At 37.4% G+C, this 22,946-nt stretch carries 26 protein-coding genes; 13 read left to right on the top strand and 13 right to left on the bottom strand.

Annotation, left to right across the window (positions count from 1 at the left end; translation table 11 throughout):
- The first annotated feature begins 2 nt into the window (after window positions 1-2).
- Together AC1XUE_RS20610 and AC1XUE_RS20605 are read left to right on the top strand one after the other, a co-directional pair.
- Window positions 3-587, top strand: coding sequence for a hypothetical protein (locus tag AC1XUE_RS20610; RefSeq protein WP_483357872.1), 585 nt, complete (start codon window positions 3-5; stop codon window positions 585-587).
- Window positions 584-1,591, top strand: a complete 1,008-nt coding sequence (locus AC1XUE_RS20605) for a hypothetical protein (RefSeq protein WP_483357871.1) — start codon at window positions 584-586, stop codon at window positions 1,589-1,591. The genes AC1XUE_RS20610 and AC1XUE_RS20605 overlap by 4 nt, the downstream gene beginning before the upstream one ends.
- 42 nt (window positions 1,592-1,633) lie before the next feature.
- Here the strand turns inward: AC1XUE_RS20605 and AC1XUE_RS20600 are convergent, their stop codons facing one another.
- A complete protein-coding gene (locus AC1XUE_RS20600) occupies window positions 1,634-3,001 on the bottom strand; it encodes a hypothetical protein (protein ID WP_483357870.1) in 1,368 nt (455 codons plus the stop codon).
- A gap of 148 nt (window positions 3,002-3,149) precedes the next feature.
- On the opposite strand from AC1XUE_RS20600, the gene AC1XUE_RS20595 reads away from it, so the two are divergent.
- The gene (locus AC1XUE_RS20595; protein ID WP_483357869.1) at window positions 3,150-3,611 is read left to right on the top strand and encodes a hypothetical protein; all 462 of its coding nucleotides are present in this window, start codon (window positions 3,150-3,152) and stop codon (window positions 3,609-3,611) included.
- Between the two features lie 88 nt (window positions 3,612-3,699).
- A complete protein-coding gene (locus tag AC1XUE_RS20590; RefSeq protein WP_483357868.1) occupies window positions 3,700-5,667 on the top strand; it encodes a hypothetical protein in 1,968 nt (655 codons plus the stop codon).
- A 196-nt stretch (window positions 5,668-5,863) separates the two neighbouring features.
- Here the strand turns inward: AC1XUE_RS20590 and AC1XUE_RS20585 are convergent, their stop codons facing one another.
- The 7 genes from AC1XUE_RS20585 to AC1XUE_RS20555 form a co-directional block, all read right to left on the bottom strand.
- Window positions 5,864-6,154 (bottom strand): hypothetical protein, encoded by a 291-nt coding sequence (locus tag AC1XUE_RS20585; protein WP_483357867.1) that lies wholly within the window; start codon window positions 6,152-6,154, stop codon window positions 5,864-5,866.
- A 38-nt stretch (window positions 6,155-6,192) separates the two neighbouring features.
- Window positions 6,193-6,582, bottom strand: a complete 390-nt coding sequence (locus AC1XUE_RS20580; RefSeq protein WP_483357866.1) for a hypothetical protein — start codon at window positions 6,580-6,582, stop codon at window positions 6,193-6,195.
- Between the two features lie 99 nt (window positions 6,583-6,681).
- Window positions 6,682-6,906, bottom strand: coding sequence for a hypothetical protein (locus tag AC1XUE_RS20575; protein ID WP_483357865.1), 225 nt, complete (start codon window positions 6,904-6,906; stop codon window positions 6,682-6,684).
- A 69-nt stretch (window positions 6,907-6,975) separates the two neighbouring features.
- On the bottom strand, window positions 6,976-7,935 hold the full coding sequence (locus AC1XUE_RS20570; RefSeq protein ID WP_483357864.1) for a DUF3871 family protein: 960 nt from the start codon (window positions 7,933-7,935) through the stop codon (window positions 6,976-6,978).
- Window positions 7,913-8,746: an AAA family ATPase gene (locus AC1XUE_RS20565; protein WP_483357863.1), complete on the bottom strand. Its 834-nt coding sequence runs from the start codon at window positions 8,744-8,746 to the stop codon at window positions 7,913-7,915. Before AC1XUE_RS20565 ends, AC1XUE_RS20570 begins: the two co-directional genes overlap by 23 nt.
- A gap of 74 nt (window positions 8,747-8,820) precedes the next feature.
- Entirely contained in the window at window positions 8,821-9,153 is a 333-nt protein-coding gene (locus tag AC1XUE_RS20560) for a hypothetical protein (RefSeq protein WP_483357862.1), read from the bottom strand.
- Between the two features lie 165 nt (window positions 9,154-9,318).
- Window positions 9,319-9,561 carry a helix-turn-helix domain-containing protein gene (locus AC1XUE_RS20555; protein WP_483357861.1) on the bottom strand — a complete coding sequence of 81 codons (243 nt, stop codon included), beginning with the start codon at window positions 9,559-9,561 and terminating at the stop codon, window positions 9,319-9,321.
- A 331-nt stretch (window positions 9,562-9,892) separates the two neighbouring features.
- Here AC1XUE_RS20555 and AC1XUE_RS20550 point away from each other — a divergent pair, with 331 nt between their 5' ends.
- Together AC1XUE_RS20550 and AC1XUE_RS20545 are read left to right on the top strand one after the other, a co-directional pair.
- A complete protein-coding gene (locus tag AC1XUE_RS20550) occupies window positions 9,893-10,324 on the top strand; it encodes a J domain-containing protein (RefSeq protein ID WP_483357860.1) in 432 nt (143 codons plus the stop codon).
- 35 nt (window positions 10,325-10,359) lie between these two features.
- Window positions 10,360-10,761 carry a hypothetical protein gene (locus tag AC1XUE_RS20545; RefSeq protein ID WP_483357859.1) on the top strand — a complete coding sequence of 134 codons (402 nt, stop codon included), beginning with the start codon at window positions 10,360-10,362 and terminating at the stop codon, window positions 10,759-10,761.
- Window positions 10,762-10,946: 185 nt separating this feature from the next.
- Here AC1XUE_RS20545 and AC1XUE_RS20540 read toward each other — a convergent pair whose 3' ends face one another.
- From AC1XUE_RS20540 to AC1XUE_RS20520, 5 genes are all read right to left on the bottom strand, one after another.
- Window positions 10,947-12,467 (bottom strand): hypothetical protein, encoded by a 1,521-nt coding sequence (locus tag AC1XUE_RS20540; RefSeq protein ID WP_483357858.1) that lies wholly within the window; start codon window positions 12,465-12,467, stop codon window positions 10,947-10,949.
- Window positions 12,457-12,741, bottom strand: coding sequence for a hypothetical protein (locus AC1XUE_RS20535; protein WP_483357857.1), 285 nt, complete (start codon window positions 12,739-12,741; stop codon window positions 12,457-12,459). Before AC1XUE_RS20535 ends, AC1XUE_RS20540 begins: the two co-directional genes overlap by 11 nt.
- Before the next feature lie 4 nt (window positions 12,742-12,745).
- Window positions 12,746-13,075 carry a hypothetical protein gene (locus AC1XUE_RS20530; protein ID WP_483357856.1) on the bottom strand — a complete coding sequence of 110 codons (330 nt, stop codon included), beginning with the start codon at window positions 13,073-13,075 and terminating at the stop codon, window positions 12,746-12,748.
- A gap of 356 nt (window positions 13,076-13,431) precedes the next feature.
- Window positions 13,432-14,382 (bottom strand): hypothetical protein, encoded by a 951-nt coding sequence (locus tag AC1XUE_RS20525; RefSeq protein WP_483357855.1) that lies wholly within the window; start codon window positions 14,380-14,382, stop codon window positions 13,432-13,434.
- A 44-nt stretch (window positions 14,383-14,426) separates the two neighbouring features.
- Window positions 14,427-15,656: a tyrosine-type recombinase/integrase gene (locus AC1XUE_RS20520; protein ID WP_483357854.1), complete on the bottom strand. Its 1,230-nt coding sequence runs from the start codon at window positions 15,654-15,656 to the stop codon at window positions 14,427-14,429.
- 647 nt (window positions 15,657-16,303) lie between these two features.
- Here AC1XUE_RS20520 and AC1XUE_RS20515 point away from each other — a divergent pair.
- The 7 genes from AC1XUE_RS20515 (at window position 16,304) to AC1XUE_RS20485 (ending at window position 22,848) form a co-directional block, all read left to right on the top strand.
- Complete coding sequence (locus tag AC1XUE_RS20515; RefSeq protein WP_483357853.1) at window positions 16,304-16,894, top strand: TetR/AcrR family transcriptional regulator; 591 nt, start codon at window positions 16,304-16,306, stop codon at window positions 16,892-16,894.
- A 52-nt stretch (window positions 16,895-16,946) separates the two neighbouring features.
- On the top strand, window positions 16,947-18,041 hold the full coding sequence (locus AC1XUE_RS20510; protein ID WP_483357852.1) for an alkene reductase: 1,095 nt from the start codon (window positions 16,947-16,949) through the stop codon (window positions 18,039-18,041).
- Window positions 18,042-18,067: 26 nt separating this feature from the next.
- Window positions 18,068-18,796, top strand: a complete 729-nt coding sequence (locus tag AC1XUE_RS20505; RefSeq protein ID WP_483357851.1) for an SDR family oxidoreductase — start codon at window positions 18,068-18,070, stop codon at window positions 18,794-18,796.
- Window positions 18,797-18,827: 31 nt separating this feature from the next.
- Window positions 18,828-19,595, top strand: a complete 768-nt coding sequence (locus AC1XUE_RS20500; RefSeq protein WP_483357850.1) for an SDR family oxidoreductase — start codon at window positions 18,828-18,830, stop codon at window positions 19,593-19,595.
- 49 nt (window positions 19,596-19,644) lie between these two features.
- The gene (locus AC1XUE_RS20495) at window positions 19,645-20,646 is read left to right on the top strand and encodes an NADP-dependent oxidoreductase (RefSeq protein WP_483357849.1); all 1,002 of its coding nucleotides are present in this window, start codon (window positions 19,645-19,647) and stop codon (window positions 20,644-20,646) included.
- 428 nt (window positions 20,647-21,074) lie between these two features.
- On the top strand, window positions 21,075-21,611 hold the full coding sequence (locus tag AC1XUE_RS20490) for an RNA polymerase sigma factor (protein WP_483357848.1): 537 nt from the start codon (window positions 21,075-21,077) through the stop codon (window positions 21,609-21,611).
- 109 nt (window positions 21,612-21,720) lie between these two features.
- Entirely contained in the window at window positions 21,721-22,848 is a 1,128-nt protein-coding gene (locus tag AC1XUE_RS20485) for a FecR family protein (protein WP_483357847.1), read from the top strand.
- Window positions 22,849-22,946 lie beyond the last annotated feature (98 nt).

The following is a 22,946-nucleotide window of genomic DNA, read 5'->3' as shown; positions in this document are numbered from 1 at the left end:
GTATGAACCAGTCTATAACAACCTTATTGCTGACAGTATCTGTTCTTTTTCTGGATGTTCAGAAGGGGTGTTCACAAGACTGTAGCCAAATCATATCTACGAAAGACGATGGTTTTAAGTCGATTAGCACTACTATTTCGGAACGACCAAAGAATTTGCAGAAAAACGGATTTCAAGCAGCTCTGGTGAGTCATAAGTTATTCAAATCTTACTGGATATCTCTGGCATTTGAATCTCCGGTATTTACTAAGGATTCGATGGGATCGATTATTCTTTTCGACGACAATTCTCGAATGGTCAATCATGTGGTAAAAGTTCAAATTTCTAAGGACATACCTAAGGCAAAGACCCATTTATATCGCGTTCAGTATAAGGTAACAGAAGAAGAACTTAAAAAACTTAAAAATTTAAAGATCAAGGGATTCCAACTTGCAGGTGTTGATAATTTGATACCCCGAGATGAGCAAGCATACATCATGGATACTGCCAGGTGTATACTCAACATTAACATCCAATCTCAGGAGAATGTTGGTCCATTTAATCAGGCTGATAAGAATCCGTTCGATTTCAATAAAGATATTCCATGAACGATAAACATAACTTCATTCTATTTGATAAAATTCGGACAGGAACTATTTCGCAGGTAGCGTCCATCTTAACGAGTCAAATTTTCAAAGACCAAAACAAGTCCATCACTAAGTGGAAATCCGATAAAGGTTATTACATTCTTTCTTGGAATGACAAGAATAAAATTCCGCAAAGGTCTAAACCCATTAGTTATTTGATAATTTCAGAATTCCTAAGACGGAACGGTTTTTTTAATTCTAAGCACTTTAACCTCTGGGATATAGAAAGTTTTTGGTTAGACTTTTCCATTGATCTAAGTGTTAATATGCATCAGTTTGACGAAACAGCTCCTAATGGCCTAGTTATTCAAGACGGTACATCTCAACAGCAATATGGAAAGAGATATCCCATAACTCCGAGATTAAGTAGAGAGGGGCAGTCATTTACAACACTTCAACCTCAATTGCTTAATCGTATTATGAATTTGAGAAAAAAATTGGTAGAGCAATCTAATTTGGCACTGAATGTAAACTGGTTTTTTGATTTACGATCCTTGCTCAGTGATTCTATTTCTTTAATTGATATAACACTGAATCAGTTATACATTAAAGCAGAGTATGACCCGTTACCGGGATGGAAATTTGAAAAGGACAAACTTGGAGAGCGCAATGCTCGAAGATTCAATGAAAAGTTAGGATGGGTTCAAAAGATATCAGGCAAGGGTATTAACGGAGAAGCTCACCTTCCAAACGTCAATAGACTGCGTGAGATCAGGAATCACCTGATGCATTTTGATCCTCCATCGCTTATAGTTACAATTGAAGAAGCAACCATATGGTTAAATCAAATTCTCGACGTGGGTTTTCTATTAATTAAAATAAGGCAGGCTGTTGGGGTAGAGATATCAACTTCTTTAATAAATTTTGTCCTGCAAAAAGAAGTATCATTTAATCCGTTAAGCCACTCCACAGAACGAGCTCCCATAAAGATAGGTTATAGTGATTACACCAGCTCGGTCTGGTAATATCAGAGATTTGTAATATTGGTCGAGTTTTTTCAGAAGGCATCATCTCTTTGGGAATTCAGAATAGTTGTACCTAGTTTCAGTTGGATTTATCAAAATTTTGTGAATTCTTTGCTCTTCAAGTGCCATTTCTTCAAACCTGTCATTCCAATCACGGCAATCTAAATAAATTAGATCCTCGGAGTGAGATCGATTATTTGTTCCTGACTCCATAGCTATACCAACAACATGGTTAACATTAGGAAACTTCAATTTGCAAACAAGACAGATTGATTCGAGATAATTTCGCCGAGCTTCTCTATATTCATTGTAAGAATAATTCTCAAAATGTCTTTTTTGTGGAAATAACAAAAGAGCATAACAAACATCTTTATTGTTTGCAGGCACTACTCGAATTCTTTTGTACGTATCAGGGGTGGTGCAAAACATTTCTACAAGGGTAGTGGATAATATTCTTCTTTCAAATCGGGTTTCTTGTGCAAGGAATCTAATTGCCTGTTCGCCATCTGAAAATCCACCTTCGGATACATACTGTTGAGATCCGTTTATTGCATGCGTACTAAACTCTTCAATGATTTCATCCCACATATAGCTCACTTCATCAGCCTTCTGTTGTGCTGCTCTTTGTGGAAGTGCTTGAAATTCTTCCCATTTGCCTTCTTCAAAAGCGAATCCGTCATTTGGTTTTAAATTTTTGGGTATATGAAAATCATGCTCATTTTTATCATTCAAATATGTCATAAAGTTGGCAAGCATATCTTCCTCACCTGGGGAAAATACTTTGAAGGGTGATCTAAGTAATTTTTCCCGCTTTGACAAGTATTCTGTGAAGTCATTGATGGTATCCCGCTCTGTTAGAAGAATATCTAGTGTTGTATCATCCAAAACATGAATAAATGGTTTAATTGGACTTAGGTCACCTATGACAAACGGATTTTCATGTCTATCAAAATTTTGTATGTCGTTAAAATACATCATGCTTCCACTTCCTCCAAGAATCTCTGAACATTTCGTAGAAGCTCCATGAGCAACTAATACAAGATGGAAAACAAGATTTGTGGTATCTCCTATATCAATTGGTAGAGGCTGTTGACATCTGTCATCTAGAAATATTCTTTTACTATCTCCAATTATCCAGTTCCGGGCTCCCCACAGCTGTTCCGCGGATTTTTTAATTGTTTTTCGAAACCAACGTTTCCAGTCAAGGGTCAAATCCCCCGAACTTCCAAATTCACAATTTTTGTCCGAGAAAATGACTACTTGATTTCCAACTACCACTAGTAGGTCACATAGTTCACTACCTGGTTGCCTAAATACATTTGTGTAGCTCCAAAGTGATAGGAAGCTTTTATCACATAAAGTCTTTAAATATGCTTCGGATGGGTTAAAACCATTACCTGTTGTCTTCATTACTAAAATATCAAGGAAAAATTGTTATTATTAATGCCATTAACTAAATCGCCCCGACCAAACCATTAGATGTGTATAGTGGATTGTTTTGGTTGGGTATCTTTCTACCATTCACAACAAGTCAACAAAACTTTAAACCTGTAAGGGAATGAAAACTACTAATTACTACATTAAAAATGTCTCAGGGGCATTAGTCATTAAATACGATTTAATAGATGGGAGTAGCGGAAAATACGATATACCGCTGAACACACTGGATGACATCCGGACAGAAAAAGGGGTTAACCTATCAGACTGGATTATGCAGTTACTACCTAAAACATGGTCGACCTCAGATATGCTTTACGATTTAGCAAAGCAGATACAATATCATAAATCAGACAATCAAATTGATTGGATTGCTACATTTTTAGCTGTGGAAACAAGATATTATGTAGAAGAACTAAGGGGAAAAAGTGATTCCGCAATTTATAGGGATTCTGACTCCCGGGATGTTGTTGAGGGAATTAAATTTTCCAAATCAGTTCAAGGAGACCCGGAATTTGACAAAATCGTCAACGAAAGGGTCTCTCTAAATTTAAAAAAAGTAAACCTACTCCCAAAGTCCTAACGATATCTCAGAATTATAGTACCCAACCAAAACAACGTCGTTAATAGACATATGCTTTGGTTGGGGGGGGCTTATTTTGGTAATAGACATGAGCAATAGTTTTAATAAAGACCTCACAAAAATTATAAATAAAGAGATTTCAGGTTCTTCAACAACCTATACTCTTCAAAACGGTAGCTATTTAAGTGAAATATTTGAAACTCTACCATGTGGCATTATTGACAAATCTGAAACGGGAGTTGGAGCTACCACGCTGGAACTTAAAGCAAGCAGAAATTCAATTATAGTTGAACCCATTAAAATAACTGCTTCTAGCAAAGCACATAAGCATGATGCTCTATACGTTGGAAGTGAAACCCACTATCACCCAGATAAGGTTTCACCGCTTGATATTAAAAATTATATCACAAGTGACCCAACCAAACATAAAAAAATCATAGTGGTAGCTGATAGCCTATGGAAAGTAATTGAAGCCATAGGTCCTGACGTATACACAGATTATTTTTTACTGTTAGATGAAATTGATTCATTCCAACTGGATTCCTTATTCAGGTCTAGTATGGAGGAATGTCTTGATATATATAAACATTTTACCCCGGAAAACAGAGCCATGGTATCGGCCACTTTTTTGGAATTCACTGATCCTGAGTTGAATTCCGAAAATAGAACCGTGTTTAAATATAAAAATCCGACTGTAAGAAGCATAAATCTGTTTAATTCAAATGATTGCAGCGGAAGTGTCTTTGATATTATCAAAAAAGAATGGAAGGGTGGAGAAAATGGTAAGTGGATGATAGCATACAACTCGGTTAGAGAATGTTTGTCCATTATAAATAAGCTGGTGGCTGAGTGCTCGATTGAAAAATCAATGTTTAAGTTATTATGCGGAGCTGGTAGCAAATATAACGCTATGGACTTCTATTCTGAGTTGGACGATAGCAAACTACCCGGAAAAATTAACTTTGTAACTTCTGCTTATTTTTCCGGCTTTGACATAGATGAGCAATACAACCTCATTACCGTTTCGAATCCATCAAATGTCATATTCTTGCTTTCGGAAGAACGTATGAAGCAAATAGCGGGTCGATGCAGAAAGGGATTACTGAGTGAAACTATCATTTATGATTGTCTTGAAACTCCTAATGCTCCTATTAAACAACTCCCATTAGCGGATATTCTTGACGCATCTCAAAAAGAAATAGATGCATTAAGTTGTATAAGTAATAACTACAAGGGTAACTCTCTTCTGCAAAGCACCATTATGTCCGTCAGGAGGGTTATTATTGAGAATACGAAGACAGACGGTATTCAATTTGTCAGATTGGACAAGAATGATATCCCAAAAATATCCTATCTAAACATAGATGCCTACCTGGAAGGACAACGTATCAAAACACAATTGTATAGCTCCAAAGAGAAGCTGAAACATGTTCTCGAAGCCCAAGGTAACCAGGTGAGCTATAAAGAAGTACTTACTAAAACACTAGTAGAAAGTGATCCTGGTGAGGATAATAGGAAAGAACTTAAAACCAAGGAGATATTGGAGTTTCTAGCTACAATAGAGAAATCCGATAATATAAATGAAAGAGTGGCTGGTCGTAATTTCAACAATGACCAAAAGAAAATACTTGACGTTTTTAAAAATTTCTATAAATACATTGATTGTAAGCAGCTGTTGAATGCAATTAGTGATGCGGTGAAAGACAAGAAGGATAGTAGGAAATTGAATAAGTTAAATGATTCTTGTAGGTTCCTCATAATGAGCAAGGAAGAGCCTTTTAAGCGCAATTTTGATTTTCACTTCGAAATTGGAGTCGCATACACATCACAAGAACTTACAAAAAAAGTTTCTGATTGGTATATGGACTCCAATCTAAACATACCATCGTTAAACCATATTGGAGCCATTAAACTATTGAATCTCTATTACAAAGTGCGAAAAATTAGAGCAAAAGGTGGTGAGCCATTATCAGTTACTAAATATAAAATTGAACATGACAATCCTTACAAATTTACATACATTGTAATGAAGTCCTCATACAATCATTCCAAATAGCCTTTCTTCTTTCTTTCAATTACACACTTAGTTGATATTCTATTAAAGGACTAAGTGTGTAAGATGACACTTAGTTGTATTATTCAATTATTTAGTGTAACTATTCATAAATTCTCTAACCGCAATTACACTTGTATTTTATGATGTACTTATGGAACTTTTGACCGTAGGACAAATTTGTATCTGAGAAATAACTTTAAAAATTATCCCAATTGCGTAAAGGTATGCCACAATAGATGTAGCTAGAAGTTTGATAGCTGTACTCATTGTCTTTTATTTCTGCGACCACATATACCTTACCTTTGTACTCATATGCTTTTACGGATTTTAACCAGGAGGAGCTCAGAAGGGATATGGAGCTTACCTCACCTTTATACGTCCCATTGTCCATTACAAATTCCAATAGCTCCTGACAGGTGATATTTTGAGCTTTTACGGAGGTCATAGATAATAATGACCATAGTGCAACTTTTAAAATTAATTTCATTTTTATTATGTGATAAAGTGGATGGTGAAGATTAAGTATTAAAATGGAAGACCCCTCTGTGGATCTATATATATCCTGTGTCCGTTTGTATTATCCACAGAACCAGAAAAGCAAAAACACTCAGATATATCAATTATTTCCCTATCCTTTGAGATTATATTTATCTCAATGTAGCAATTCGAATGTGTCCCAAAAAAAATAAAGCTTTCGTCTTTATTAATTGAAAATTTACATCTACCTGGTTTGTTAACTAGATGTGTATCACCATTTTCTGTGAATTTATTGAAGCTACTGGATAGGTTATGTAAAAAGTTTCTTTTTAATTCATTCATATACTTTTTACCTGGATCTAAAATTGAATCAATCATTTCAATGTCCAAATCCTCTATAAAATAGATGAGAGCTGCTTTTTGGTCTATAAATTTCATTTGTTGATTAATATAAAGTACTCACTGCGTATCCGTTGCCTTATTTAAATCCCACCCAAATAAGCAAATATTTATGACTGGGTGGGATTTATTAAGGATTTAATCAATTATAAAATCGGTGTACTTATAAACCTGACCTTTGATCAAGTAGAAGACCTCATTATCAAAGTTTTTATACACCATGTCCACCAACAGACCTTCGGGAGATCCGTCAGGAAAAACCGGAGCAACTTTAAAAGGACAAAATAGCCGTTTCAAAATTCCCCTTTGGTCAACTACCAGAATAGAAAATGGATCAATGTAATGAAGAGAAGCTTCATTCATGGTTGTTTTAACAAAATTAGAGGAATAATAAATTTTGGTTAAAGAAGATAACCTAAAATGGTGAAGGGGTCAGTTCAGAAACCAGTTGGCTCTTCCGGAATCCAGTGATTCTACCAGGTCGTGTACCAAACTGGAAGCGTTAGCAGAACGGGACAAGAAACCATCAATATAGCTCGACTTGTTCGCTCCGGTGAAAAGGTTGTAAATTTTCCACAGATTTATAGAACCATCATCCTGTCTACAAAAAGACTGATCCTGATAATAGTCCTTGGCAATGCTATTAATTTGATAGTCACCGAACGACATTGCAGGAATTTGGTTCTTTTCCTCTGCTGACAGATATTGATACAACTTACACCTTCCAACAAGTGAAGCGAACTGACTTTCTGCAAGTGAATAATTTGGGAATTTCTGCAACAAAGAAAGTTGCCTTTCATGCCGAAACTCCCCTAACAATTTTTGAACAGCTTGCATAAGCTGCATGGAATTCTTGACTCTGACATCTGATAGCAAACCATCAGTCCAAACGCAGAGATTTGTACATACCTGATTTTTGAAACCTACGAATATTTTAAAATGTTCATCTGCTCCTTTTTTGCTCGAAAGATTATCCTGAGAATAGCTTTTCACTCCTCCAATGGTTAAGTTCAAAACGTTTCCGTCAATGGTTTCCCGGATTGAAGGTATCTCTACAACAAACATCATACGTTCGTAGTAAATGGTTTTCTCCCATTCTTCAAGCTGATTGGCCGGTTTGTTTCGAGCATCAGGAATTCTTCCTTTAATAGGATGTGAAACCCTGATGTTTGCAGGAACAATCACTTCGTCTCTGAACTGACTGAAAACTGCTTCCTCGGTTATTGTAATAAAATCCCGGTGAGAAATGAGCGGTTCGTTGTCTTTGGTGAAGACTGGAATAATGTGACTGTTTTCCAACTCAGTAAATAAAATTGGAATTGTATTTGCTTCGATAAAAGAAGGAGAGGCTATACTTTGAGACTTTGTATTATTGATTACTAGCGTATCCATTGGTAGATAAAATTTGGTGTTTACGAATATTAAACTGGCTTCTTAGTGCATTTTGATATAACGGATGTTGCTCAAAAATTTCTTTAAGAGATTGTATATCAGAGCGATTATTAATTAACCTACCTATTTCAAGCTCTTCAACTTTATCCTGTTCACACCAACAGCGTATGAGTTTCCCCGTTTCTTCTGTGATAACGAAGTCAGATTTATCAGCAAAAAATTCAGTACGATCTTTGATCACTGTTGCGTAATGCTTCATGGATAATTGGAATACAAGCGATAACTCATAATCCATGTCTTCACGTTGAATTGGTTTCAGACCTACCTTTTCAGGTACATGCTTCCCATTTTTCTCGTTCAAAACATAAGCTTGTTTTGAGCGAAGCGTACAAATGATATGTACATCTGATTGAATGAGCGTATCTACAAATAGCTGATGACGTGGAGTAAACTTTGACCAATTTGTGTAGCTATTGCCTGTTAATGAAGCATGTTCGGTGAGAATATTTTGCCACTCAGATGATATTGAATCCAGAACCACTACTTCCATCCCTGCATTGATACAGGTCTGAATTGCTTCCTTAAACTTTTCAGGAGTGAAGGGATAACTAAGTGGCAATACGTTGAATTCACCCAAATGTGCATACAATTCAGAACTACTATTCTCTGTGTCTACCACAGCTATTTTTGTCCAGTCATCGATCAAACCAAATGCAAGCAGCAGTGCTGACTTTGTTTTACCACTACCAGCTGGACCCTGGATTCCGATTTTTATTTTGACATTATTCCGTTTTGCTTTATGTAACTGCATGGTGTACAGATTTAAAATTCATAAAAAAAGACAGAGCCTTTCGACTCTGTCTCTTAAAAATGTTGGTGACTTTACTATGCAAATACCGCTGTTTCTGGTGTACCCATTTCAACAGGTTGATATTCATATCTATGGTGGCGTGTAATTACCTCACCTGTTTCCTGAATGGTAAACTCGTAAGGCTCGCACTCTACCTTTGCAATAGATCCGGGAATTTGTTTCCCAAGCATGACTTTGCAAACAGATTCCGGAAAGGAGGAACTCATACTGCATTTTTTGGTTGTGACATAATACCTTCCAGTAGCTGACATGACAATTTCCGGTTCGTCACTTGTAAGTTCAAGTGCAAAGTACTGGCTACCATCCTGTGATGATATGCGATTTGAATAAGAAGTGATTGTAAGCATGACTGTAAATGTTTAGATTGTTTTTTTGTTTGAGCAGTCGTACCACAGTTATATGTAATATATAATGTAAGTGAAACCGGGGGATACGATGCAATACATCCGTCGGGAGGGCGTGAATACTACCAAAGGATTCATGCTCTCAGATGAAAAACATTTCTTCTAAAACTACAATGGGGGGGAGTACTCAAAATTAAATAGATCAGCAGGGGTGACCTTTAAAGCAATTGACAAGGCGTAAACCGATGAAATGGTCGTATTAACTTCACCTCTTTCGATATTTCCGATTTGATTTTTAGAAAGTCCAGCCTGATGACATAACTCTTCCTGACTCAGTTTTTGCGATTCTCTGAGCTCACGTAAGTTTTCACCGAACGCTTTAAGATAATTTGACTCTCTTTTCTTTGTCACGGTTCAAAACTGAACCGAATAGTAAAATTTTGCCACCCAATATATTGGGTATTTCATAAGAATTGATAAATTGTACCTCTGAAAACAACCAATTTAGATTACGCATTAATCAAACTTACTTTATGACAACTACAGCCAAAATACTGGCTACCATTGCACTAATAATGATTTATGGTTTTTTAAGTGGCTTATCCATGCTAGCAGTCGGCAAAGGTCCTTCCATAGTGGGACTTATACTATCTCTGGGATTGTTAGGGGGAATAATTGCTATTTGGAGAAGCAAGCCACCTCAAAGCCCTAATGATCATAAATTAAACAAGATTGGAAAGTGATGGACTTTATTGACTACTACAGTACTCTCGAAGTCCCAGTAGATATCGACACCGTTTCACTAAAAAGGCAATATTATAATTTGTGTAAGATTTGGCATCCAGATGTGAACAAAGGTTCAAACACAACAAAGAAGATGCAAGAGATCGTTGAAGCTTACCTTATTCTTTCTGATCCCGATGCAAGATTGAGATATAATACGCAATATCATGCCTACTATAAACAAAGAGGTTTCTCATCTATGGAACAGCCTGAAAATTCTAACTCTGAAGCAGATTTTACATACTCAGATGAGAAGCTATGGATGTGGATTGAAACTGCGAGAAAGCAATCGATTAAAATAACCCAGGAATTGTTTCAGGAAACAAAACATCATTTGAAATCAGGAATAAAAGGAGCTATAAAAGAAATGTTACCGTTTAAAATATTTTAGTTCAAAATATAGTCACACAATTAGAATCTTACCCAATGTTTTATATTGCCTTTTGGGTGGTAGTTATAGCCATTCTTGTGATACTAAACCACGTAGTCACCCGCAATCAGGATTTTTCTAACGTCAAAGTAGAAGGTGGTATGAGAAAGAAATACAAATACTTAATTGATAAGCTGTCCTATCATCAATCTGCATTCATTGAAAAAGAAACTGGGAGTACCATCACAATCATAATTACAGGTAGAACTACTAAGGTTTCGTTTTATATTGTAGACAATAAAGGATCATTACATGTTTTCTGGATGGCAGATTATGGTTTAAGCGGTTCTACAAATCACCAGTTTACATTTGATAAAGAGGCTTCACAAGAAATGATGATAGAGAAAATAGAATCGTATGTGGTTTCAAGAACTAATCAACTACTTCGGGGAATGTAAAATTGTTTCTAATCTTAAAATGTTAATTCAGATACAATTACTTCGATCTATAACTATAGCTGTATTTTTCATATTAGTTGAATCACTATACTCGTAAATAGGTATTCATAGGACTCAATTAACCCACCCAATCAAAACGATCACCTATACAAGAATATCATTTTGGTTGGGTAACGCAGGGGTTATCACCCTGAGTCGTCAGTTCGCTCGTTTACCAATTCGTAAACCGTCGGTTTACCATTTGTTTGAACGATTTTCAAAAAAGACGTTTCTTTCGACTTGTTCCAGATAGGAAGCTTATTCTCCGCTAATTCTTGCAAACGAGCTTTTAACGTGTTAGAAGAACATTTAAACTCCGCTTCAAGCAAATCCAAAAGATCTTTCTGATGATAAGGAAAGGCTGTACAGCTACTCAGTTTATCAGCAATATCTTGTACATCAGCTTTGGTTCTCCGTAAGTCAATTACAGTTTTTACATGAGTTTCGTCAGCAACTCTGAGAGACTTTGTTTCCGGATCGAATTGTAGAGCCAATGGAGCAGCCTTTTGTGAATGACGTGTTTTTATTTCCTTTAACCATAGCAAATCCGTTACCTCATTTTTACTATTTTTTTCGAAACCGATCTGACACACATAGCTCGCTTTGTTTATAGCCTCTGTTCCAGCATGACCACGTGCTTTACTTGAACCTGGATTTTCGTGTATTAATAAGAAAAAAGTACTATTGTAGAATTCACAGCAGCGACCTAAAAAATCCAATAGCTCCATACTTTCAATTGGATCGTTGAAATTAGAAATACAATCCGTCACTACGTCAAGGAAAATCACCAGAGGGTTTGTTTGATTACGATGAATCTCCTGTAAATATATTTTAATGACATTTAATCTTGACTTTCGTTCAAAATCTTTTATCGATGTGTACCTAAATGTTGAAAGCTCATCATTTTTTTCAAAACCAGCATTTAACTGAATACATTGAATTGCCTCTGCAAACTCTTCCTTCATGTTTCGTTCCGTATCAATATAAACAGCAGTAATTTCCTGTGTTGAGAATTTCTCAAAACCTAACAATTCTGACAAACTGTTCTTTTTGCTTAGGATCAAACTACATAGTGCTCCTGCTAACCTACTTTTGTGAGAACCTTGTGCACCTTGAATCACATTAATTGTGCCTCTTCTGATCACCGGATTCCCATATCTGGTAATAAGTGGTGGCGATGACACAATGTTACCACGTACTAAGTTCCCAATGATTTTTTCGTTCTTCAATAATTTTTCAACAGATTTAATATGTGCAATTATCGCTTTTGTATTGGGTATTGGAGGAGTCAACACGGTGGCGTTATTGACTTCCTTCTCCACTTTACCTTCTATGATCGCTTCGGGATTGTTCAATACTTTACGAACGGTACCCTCTATATGTTTGTCATTATTCGTTTCACTATAATCAGTCTGAATCGTACCCGCAGTTTTATCCACAGCAACATTGTCAGACTCTAAATTGGCTAAGTCGAGCTCAGGAACACCGGTATCCATTGATACCATGGTATTATTGTAGTCAGAAAAAGAGGTTTCTGACACTATATTTAATTGTACTGCTGTTTGATCAGCAGAATTCTCATTGATAAAATTTGACGGTTTTACTTCATTTAAAATGCTCGAAGAAGAGTCCAGAGCATTAACAGAAGGAGAGATACTACTTAACATTAAAAATTACAGATACTAATTTATTGATGAACTTAACTCCGGAATCGGAGACCAGAATTTTAGGATAGGTTTTGATTCCACCTTTCACAGGAACACTTTTAAACTCAACCGTGAAGTATCCCATGGCTACAAATTGTGCTACGGGCAAGTCACCGTTGAAAATTCCAAAACTTCGACAAAAACTAAACAGGTCTGTTCGATTTTTAATGTACTGATTGTTAACCAGTTTACTCGCGGTGAGCATATCATATGAAAACTTCACTTTATTTCTCATTTTCTTATTTTTTGTTGGTATTTTTAGATGTGCTTGCATGGTCTAACTTGTTAACTATCAGTTCTTCAATATAGTCCAGTCCTGACGGCGAGATCATCACCTTTTCATAAATCAATCCAGATCGAGAGTAGAACTGCATTACTTTCATATATCCATTGGAAATACTGAAGTGAGCAGGATAGTTACGTACCATCAAACCCTCAGCTCTCAGAAAGTTACGAAGTGTAGTACGTCCGGTTATCTTTGGATGATTAATGTATTTTGCAGCATAATCAGTGGTATAAGGAAAGTTGCCTTCAATGGCAACTTTATGATCTTCCAGAGTAAAATCCATTTGGGCTATTAAATTAGTTGTGAGATAGTTGATTCTGTGCAGCCTCTACCATTCCAACAAAGGGTCGTTGGACAAAATATAATAAGCCATTTATCTTTGAGTATGAGATTTTGTATTGATCTATCAGTAGATGTAGAGCAGATTTAGACAATCCTAAACATCCTGAGGTTTGTTTAGATGTCATAATTTCCGGTACATGTATTGTGTCAGCAGCATGTATAGTGGAATTGAGCCGAATTTGGGGTAAGTGCATCATTTATTTTTGTTTTAATAGACACCTGTGTTGGTTTCCGCTACAAAAGTGACAGTAAAACAATAATTATCCACATAAATAAATGGAACTCTTCTTTGTGATTTTAAGGAAAAAAAGTTCCAACATTTTTCTTTTCAGCGATTGCCTGTTTTCCGTATCCGTACCACTTCTTGAAGTATCCCTCTAGACGACCGGAAATATTAGAATCAAAATTGTAATGATATCCCGCATCTTTCAGTAGGTCAAAATATATTTGATATAGTCTGCGCTTGGATAATCGCTTGCCGTACTCTACAATTTTAAGATTATCTAGAAACTCTATAACTTTAAAGCAAAATATATAATACTCATTAGTCAACGGCGTTGATACATCCATTTGGAGTATATCAGTTTTCGTGTCAACAAAACTTTTAATCCAGTTTAATAAGCTAATAATTACCTGATCAGTATTTTTCTCATTTTTGATTTCTAACTCTACCTTATTATCCGAACCTGTGTTGGAATGTCCAAAGTGAAAAGTAATTTTTTTTAATCTATTTATATCCTCCGTTGTTCTTTGATAATAATCTCCTTCTCTTACTGTTTCTTCCAAATTCAAATTATTGAAAATTTCATTTAACGCTTCCCTGTTGTAATACTCCCATGTAGAATATTCTTTGTTTATTACCGCTAAATTATCGTAGTGGATCGCTGATTTCGGAAGTCCCCAGAATCCTTTAACTAGCAGAACTAACAATACCTCTTCATATTCTTGTAAGGATAGTTTGTTTAGAACCGATATCCTACTGTCGTATCTTTCCTTTGTAGCGATATACTTTCGAATCTCACCAAAACCGAAATCAGCTAAATATTTCACAGACGGCTCACTAATTTCGATAACTTTGATATTCTCAGGAAAGATGGTTTCACCAGTTCTTTCAACTTCCATTACATCAAACAGGTTTACGCTTCCGTCAACAACATAGTATTTATGCATAGCAGAAATATATTGATAATCAGTTAGCGGACTACCGTCGCTATTTTTTTGATTCATGGGATCAAAATTGATATTCATTTTAATGAAGTTGAGATTTTGGAACTGGTGAATGAGTAATATATCTATTCAAATTGAGTTAATAGTAGTGTATTCTGACTTTTAACTTCATCCTCAAATGAGTCAAGGTAACTCTGAGTGGTTTGGAGATCAGCATGACCTAACGTTTCGGATATGTATTCCACAGATACACCCTTCCTTTTTAAAACGGTAGCATAGGAGTGTCTTGCGGAGTATGATGTAATTGGTTTAGAAATTTCCAGATCCTTCCCAATCCGCTTCATATACTTGTTTACAAGTTTGGTGAAATATTGTACCAGATCACGTTCCTGTTGAGCTGTTACGCCTTCTTTAAGTATATCGAATATGTAGTCATTGGGCTTTGCGTTTTTTAAACCCCATTTTTTTATAATTGTTTTTGCTTGTGGAGCTAAGTGTATACTGAGTGTTTTTTGATTTGATTTTGAGGTCAATTGTGTTTTTGCTCTAATCACACTTAGTTTATCACCATCAATCTGGTTCCACCTTAACCTGCATATGTCTTTTAGGTTGAGTCCGCAACACAAATATGAGAATATCCAAAAATCCTTTGCTTTATCCATATTACTACCTGTAATAGAAGAGTGGCTGAAAATTTTCTCTATTTCCACCAACGTAAGTGCTTTTTTTACATTTTCACCAGCAGGAATTTGAAACTTGGTCTTTTTAAAGGGGTATAGCTCCTTAGCTACTAAACCTGCATCGATCCCTTGGTTATAAATAGTGCGAAGCGAACGCAGATAAATCCCTATTGTTGTTGAAGATTTTCCATCAATGAGCATTTTCTTTTCATATGCGTGTAAAAATTCAGGCGTTACGTCCTCAAACATGAGTTTATTCTTAAATTTTTTTAAGGAATTTAAAGTACACTCGTATGTTTGAGCAGTAGAAATCCTGCTCTCATCTTTTAACTTAACAACATATCGCAGGATGTGGCTATACACATTGTCAGATATTTTTTGACTAGGTTTTGCCAGAAATGATCTTTCAAACTCTTTCAAGCTAAATTCATTTAATGATTTGGCTACATTTTCTGCCTTCAATTCTATTTCTTTAATTTTCTGACGTATCTCCTTCAATGAGGTTAGTTTAGAAGTAGCCAATTTCAGATACTGATCCTTCTGAATATCCATACCTACTCCATAGTAGGTTCGTTTTCTATTGTGAGTCACCCTTAACTTTAATGGGAATGATCCATCTGTTTTTGTTTTTCTTTCATCAAGTACTACTTTAAAAGTCGGTTTTGAAAGTCCCATGGTAAATTTTTTTTTCGGTTTTTTTTTGATACACAATTTGATACAAAGATTCTATACGCTCGTCCTTGTTTAAGTACATCGCCTAAACAGGGTTTATTTGTAAGTAATTGATTATAAGTAAATTGATTTGATGTTTGAGCGAAGAGTCACTTCTTGTTCTGACTGTTAATCAGAGGGTCGCTGGTTCGAGCCCAGCTTCGGGAGCAGAAAGAGTTACAGTAAGATGTAACTCTTTTTTTATGCACTTCAGTCAGGTCTTGATCCCTGATAATCCTGCTGCGCCTCCCGGCCAAATTGCCATAGAGATTGTTCACAAATGCTGGTGAGTGTAATCATCATATACTCATCAAAGATCAAAGCAATAAAACAATTTATAAACAGTTTCACTCAACCCGCTATCTGTGACCGGCCTTGTCTGGGGTAGATTGAAAATGCCTTTCTGGTCAGCTTGTAAACCATTTGTTTAATCTATCAGTGAAATCTATGATTGGAATGCGGTAATTCACACTTTCGCACGGGTGTTTGATACAGCAGTCTGTATGTGATTAATCCTTTATTGAGAAAATTGCATGAATGTCACACCGAATGTTATGAGTTAATATACTTTTTGGTATATTTGTGTTATCATTATTAAATAGGTACTCGGAATGCTTACTAAGGCTGAAAAAACAAAACAATTCATACTGGAAACAGCAGCCCCTCTTTACAATGAGAAGGGTATTTCCGGTGTGCATATTGATGATGTGCTGTCTGCAACCAAGTTGACGAAAGGATGTCTGTATGGGCATTTTGAAAATAAAGATGATCTTTCCGGGCAGGTTATTGACTTGCTTTTAAAGAAAATATCAGATAAAATCCATTTGGCTGTAGCAGATAAAAAGACTGCAAAAGCAAAAATATTTGCGTTTCTGGATTTTTATAGAGATCCTATAGATACCTATATATCAGGAGGTTGTCCCATTTTTAACACCGCCGTGGATGCGGATGATAATTATCCACTTATCAAACAAAAAATAGCCACTGTGTTCCGTGCAGGCCAGCAGGATCTTATTGACGTGCTTATGAAAGGGATCAATAACGGCGAATTCTCTACAAATCTCGATGCTACGGTATTTGCTTTTAAGCTGATGGCATCAATAGAAGGTGGTATTGTGATGTGCAGAACGCTGGATACAGCAAAGCCGATGCACGGGCTCATTAAAAGCCTTAAAGCTGAACTGGAACAATATGTTCTTTAATTTTTTTTGAAACAAAATAGACTAAAAAGTATATTTTTAAATTAATACATATATGGGAAATGAGATATTATTCGAAGCATTTGATCTGCATGGAGCAGCATTAAAGAACCGCATGGTAATGGCCCCCATGACGCGATCGCGGTCGGACAATAGCGGGAATGTGGCTACAGAACTCACAGCTAAATATTACCAGCAACGTGCATCAGCAGGGCTCATCATTACAGAGGGTACGTTTATCAGTGAAGAAGCCGTTGGTGTGATCAATGTGCCGGGCATATATACTGCCGGACAGATCGAAGGATGGAAGCTCACAACAGTAGCGGTGCATCAGGAAGGCGGGGCCATTTTCGCGCAGTTATGGCATACGGGAGCCTATTCACACCCTGATCTGCACAACGGGAAGAAGCCGCTGGCACCTTCTGATGTTAATCCCGGGCAACAGGTCTTTACTACCGGAGGACTCAAACCCTCTGAGGCTCCGCAACCAATGACCATCGAGGATATCAAAAGGACGATCGCCGATTTTAAGCAGGCAACCATCAACGCATTTGAAGCCGGGTTTGACGGCGTGGAACTACACGGCGCCAATGGATATCTGCTGCAACAGTTTTTTTCCAAAAACAGTAATCTGAGGAAAGACGAATATGGCGGAACAATTGAAAACCGTGCACGTATCCTGTTTGAAATTCTGGATGAATTAAAGGATACAGTAGATATCAGTCGCGTAGCGGTTCGATTGAATCCTTCACTGAACGGGATCATGGGTATTCTGGTGGACGATGAAACCATTGCACTCTATGATTATATCATCAACAGATTGAACGACTATGGACTGGCCTATATTCACCTTATTGAGCCATTCACTGATGTTACAGGCAATCAGCATGCGATCCAGGGCGTTGCCAAACATTTCCGTAAGGTATATAACGGTACAATCATCATTAACCGGGGATTTAATAAAGAAACTGCCACGCAGGTAATTGCCGCCGGAGATGCAGATCTGGTCTCATTCGGTGTACCATTCCTGGCTAATCCCGATTTGGTAGCGCGTTTCAAAGCAGACGCTCCACTCAACCAGCCTGATCAATCCACCTTTTATACACCCGGAGAAAAAGGATACACCGATTACCCGACATTCAACAATTAATACATCAACATTTTTAAAGAAATATCATGAAAACATCATCTAATACCGTATTCATCAGCGGCGGAAGTGCGGGAATCGGTTTGGCAATCGCTAAAAAACTAAGCGTAGCAGGCAACAAGGTTATCATCAATGGACGCAGCGATGAGCGCCTTCAAAATGCTTTAAAAGAACTCGACAATGCCGTGGCTATTAAGGGAGATCTTTCCGTTGAAGCTGACCGCATACGTATTGCAAATGAATTGGCAACCCAGCACCCGGAGCTGAACATTATTATTAATAATGCTGGCGCTGCGTTTATAAACGATTTAAGCGATAGCAATAATAATGCTGCTGAAAAGGCCGGTCAGGAAATGAATACGAATTACATCAGCGTAATCCATTTTACATCTCTTGTGTTGCCGCAGCTTTTACAACAGAACGAGGCCGCTATTGTTAATGTATCCTCCATCGCCGCGTTTCGTTCCAGTAAATATTTGCCTACTTACTCTGCAAGCAAAGCGGCATTGCACAGCTACACACAAGGTCTGAGGGATACATTTGCCGAAAACGAAAAGTTGCATGTTTATGAAGTATATCCGCCATTGGTGAATACAGAATTTTCGGCCGAGATCGGTGGTGCCAATGGTATCCCTGCATCAGAGGTAGCGGATGAGTTTTTTGCAGCTCTGGCGCTAAATCATTTTGAAGTTCCGGTGGGCGATACTAAAAAAATCCATGCTTTGATAAATCCTGTTACTGAACAGTTACCTCACTAGTTGATCCTAAGGGATTTTAAACCAAAACTAAATGAACATCAAAGATAAAACCATCCTGATCACAGGCGGAACATCAGGGATAGGTCTTGAAGCTGCAAAGCAGTTTCTGGCCCTTGGCGCCAAGGTAATTATCACAGGCAGAAATCAGCAGAAACTGGATGCAGCTCAAAAGTTGTATCCACAATTAATTGCCATTAAAAGTGATGCGGGCGATGCCACAGACGCTGGGCTTCTTTTCGACCGTGTGAAAGAGTTGGGAGGGATTGATATCCTTTATAACAATGCGGGTGTACTTGTGCCGCCGTTGAACCTGGGTATTCCCAACGACAAACATGCTGAGGGTGCAGCATATGAAATAGAGGTCAATTATGTGGGTGTAATAAGGTTAAATAATCTTTTTTTGGATATATTACAATCAAGGAAAGAAGCTGCGATCATCAACACAACATCTTTACTGAGCCAGGCCCCATCATTAATTGAAGCCACCTATTCATCGTCGAAAACTGCATTGGCTTTCTACACAAAGTCATTGCGTGAGCACTTAAAGATTATTGGCAGCCATATAAAAATAGTCGAACTGGTCCCACCGCTTGTCGCTACAGAAATGACTGCAGGAAAGGACGATAAAAAAATATCAGCAGAAGAATTGGTAAAAGGCCTGGTCGAAGGTTTAAGAAATGGGCATGACACGATCCGTGTAGGAGACGCGAAAATCTTTAATCTTATAAACAGATTTTTCCCGAAGATTGCTTTTGGGATTGTTAACCCCAAAAAAAATCATCAGATTTTGATGAGTTGAAAATTTAATACGGAACGAGATAACTACACCACCTGAAAAAGCCGAAGACATGAAAGCGTTCCTGATCAAAAAATATGATAAAAAAGCAAAGTTACTTTTAGAAGAAGTAGGAACTCCTGCCATTAAAGACCATGAGGTTTTGGTTGAAGTACATGCCAGCGGCTTAAATTTGCTCGACTCCAAGATCAGGTCGGGGGAGTTTAAACTGATATTACCTTATAAGTTTCCATTGATTCTGGGGCATGATGCTGCTGGGATTGTTACTCAGGTTGGTAAGCATGTCACACAATTCAAGGTAGGGGATGAAGTTTATGCGCGTCCGACTGATTTTCACATCGGTACATTTGCTGAATATATTGCGGTCAATGAGAATGACGTTGCGTTAAAACCAACGAACATTTCTATGCAGGAAGCAGCCTCTGTCCCGCTTGTAGCATTGACCGCCTGGCAGGCATTGGTTGAAGTTGGTAATGTACAAAAGGGACAAAAGGTCTTTGTTCAGGCCGGTTCCGGAGGTGTAGGTACCATTGCTATTCAGCTGGCAAAATACCTGGGAGCAACCATTGCCACAACGGCAAGCGAAAAAAGTTTTGATATGTTGAGAAGTCTCGGAGCAGATGTTCTGATCGACTATAAAAAACAGGATTTTGAAAATGTGCTGAAAGATTATGATCTGGTACTGAATAGCCAGGATACAGCCACCCTGAAAAAATCACTAAATGTACTCAAACCGGGGGGGAAGCTTATTTCAATATCCGGGCCGCCAACGCCGGACTTTGCAAGGATGATAGGTGCACCCTGGTATATAAAAATGGTACTTTCCCTGATCAGTTCAGGTGTGCGGAAAAAGGCAGAAAAACTGGGTGTGCAATATTCTTTTCTTTTTATGAGGGCCGATGGAAAGCAACTGCGCCAAATTACAAAACTGATAGAATCCGGAAATATCAAGCCGGTTGTAGATAAGGAATTTGAATTTGAAAAGATGAATGATGCATTGGATTACGTGGAAAGCGGGCGGGCCAAGGGAAAGGTTGTGGTTAAGATCAGGTAAATATATGCCTATGTATTTCAAATCCAGCTGTTTTAGTGTTCATTTGGTGAGTTGTAATGCATTGGGTTAAAATTTCAGGCTGGTTTAAAGAATGATTCAAATTCGGTAATCCTGCCTTTCTTTTGAGACATAATATACTTCAATACTCTTTTTGAAAGATCGGATTGATCAACAGGCTGCTTTTGAAACTGCTGCATAGACGTTTATTATGTTGATTAATACATTCGGTTTTTATTTATACATTTTATTTTCTTCCGGTTTTAGTGACAGCACCTGTATAACCTGATTCAGGTCATGCGTGGTATAATGAAGTTCGGTCTTTCATAAGATTAAATTGTAAAATTTTATAAAATATCGTAGGATTGCAGAGCCTAACTTAAACGATCGCAATTTCTTTACTTTACATGCTCCCTCATTCTGACCCTTCAATGGATGATTCTGAACAATGGAATGCCTTTCGTGCAGGGAGCGATGTAGCTTTTGGTGCCATCGCACGACACTACTACCGAAGCCTGTTCAGTTATGGACTGAAGTTCTCTAAGGACAAGGAGTTTGTAAAGGATTGCATTCAGGATTTATTTCTCGAATTGTGGGCGAAGCGGGACACATTAGGCGATACTTCTTTCGTCAAATTTTACCTCCTCAAGTCTCTTCGGAGAAAGATACACCGGGAAAGCATGAAGCGGAATTGGATGGCAGATGAAGAGGAGCTTGATTTTGAAACGGAAATGACCGGTGAAACTTCTATTGAGCAGCAGATTATAGAATGGGAAACTTCGGAAGAGCTGCTCGGAACGCTGAATCAACAAATTGTGCTGCTGACCAAGCGTCAGCAGGAAATTATATACCTGCGCTTCTTCGAAAATATGGACAATGAATCTATTGCACAGGTAATGTCCATTTCCAAGCAGGCTGTTGCTAATCTGCTCTATCGTACTATTCAGGAGTTAAAAGATCGATTATAACTTTTTGAAGCCTCAAAAATCACTTTTCCAAGTTTTTGAAATAAAAGTGAAATATTTTGATTATTTCATGTTTGATGCTGCCTATGTATAGGTAGAAACCAATTTAAACATGAATCAATACAAAGAATACGCGCTTGAAGATTTTGTATTGGATGCCCGATTTCAATCTTGGGTACGCTATCAAATGCAACCAGATGTCATTTTCTGGCAAAACTTCGTTAAAGAAAATCCCTTTCAAAAAAGTGATATAGTGCAGGCGCGCGTGCTTTTGGAAAGTGTGTATCTGCACTACAAAACCGATATTGATGAAGCTGAAATCGATGAAGAAATTCAGGAGTTACTCAATAAGGTTCGTACTCAAAAAATAGATGAAGCAGCATCACAAAACAGGGATGACTATAATTTCTGGAAAAAATCAATTTTCTCTGATTTGTCTGTATACCGGGTCGCTGCTATCATCGCAGTTGTAATGGGATTGGGATTCTTATACCATCATTACAATTTCCGTAATAGCAATTATCAAAGACTGGTAGCAGGCAAAGCATTGGAAGAAATCAGAAATGATACGAATACAGATAAACTGATAAATCTTAAAGATGGAAGCAGAATAACGCTGAAACCAGGTTCTATGCTGAGTTATCCGGATAGCTTTGTAGCAGATAAGCGTGAAGTATACCTTTCCGGTGAAGCTTTCTTTCAGGTTTCAAAAGATTCTAAGCGACCATTTCTGGTTTATGCCAACGAATTGGTTACTAAAGTATTGGGGACCAGCTTCACGGTGAATGCAGCTCATGTACATGCCAAAACCACTGTAGAAGTACAGGAAGGTAAAGTGTCTGTCTTTAAGCAAGACGACTTCCAGGCTTCAGATCTGAAGAAAACATTCCAGACGAAAGGACTTGTGTTGACGGCGAATCAAAAGGTGGTTCTGGAGAAAGAAAATTCAGAGATGCTGAAAACGCTTAGTGACAGGCCGGCTATTGTTGTGAAAGGGGTTAATGCTGATGTATTCGACTTTACAAATACGCCTGCCTCACAGGTACTGAACGATCTGAAAAGTGCCTACCAGATCGACATCATTTTCGACAAGGAGTTGCTGGCTGAGTGTCCTGTTACTGCTTTACTTAACAGGCAGTCGCTTTTTGAAAAGCTTGATATTATCTGTGAAGTAATAGAAGCCCGCTATGAGGTTATTGACGGACAGATTGTAGTGTATAGTAAAGGCTGTAAAAGTTAATCCATTATTCAATCCATAAATAAGTTACCTAAAAATCAGATAGTTTACCAAGACCGCAAAAAAAGAGTCGGAAAATGCTACCAACATTTCCGACCCCT

The sequence above is a fragment of the Dyadobacter sp. HNCC25DJ187 genome, assembly GCF_056895255.1.
This window is presented reverse-complemented; position numbering and strand designations above follow the sequence as displayed.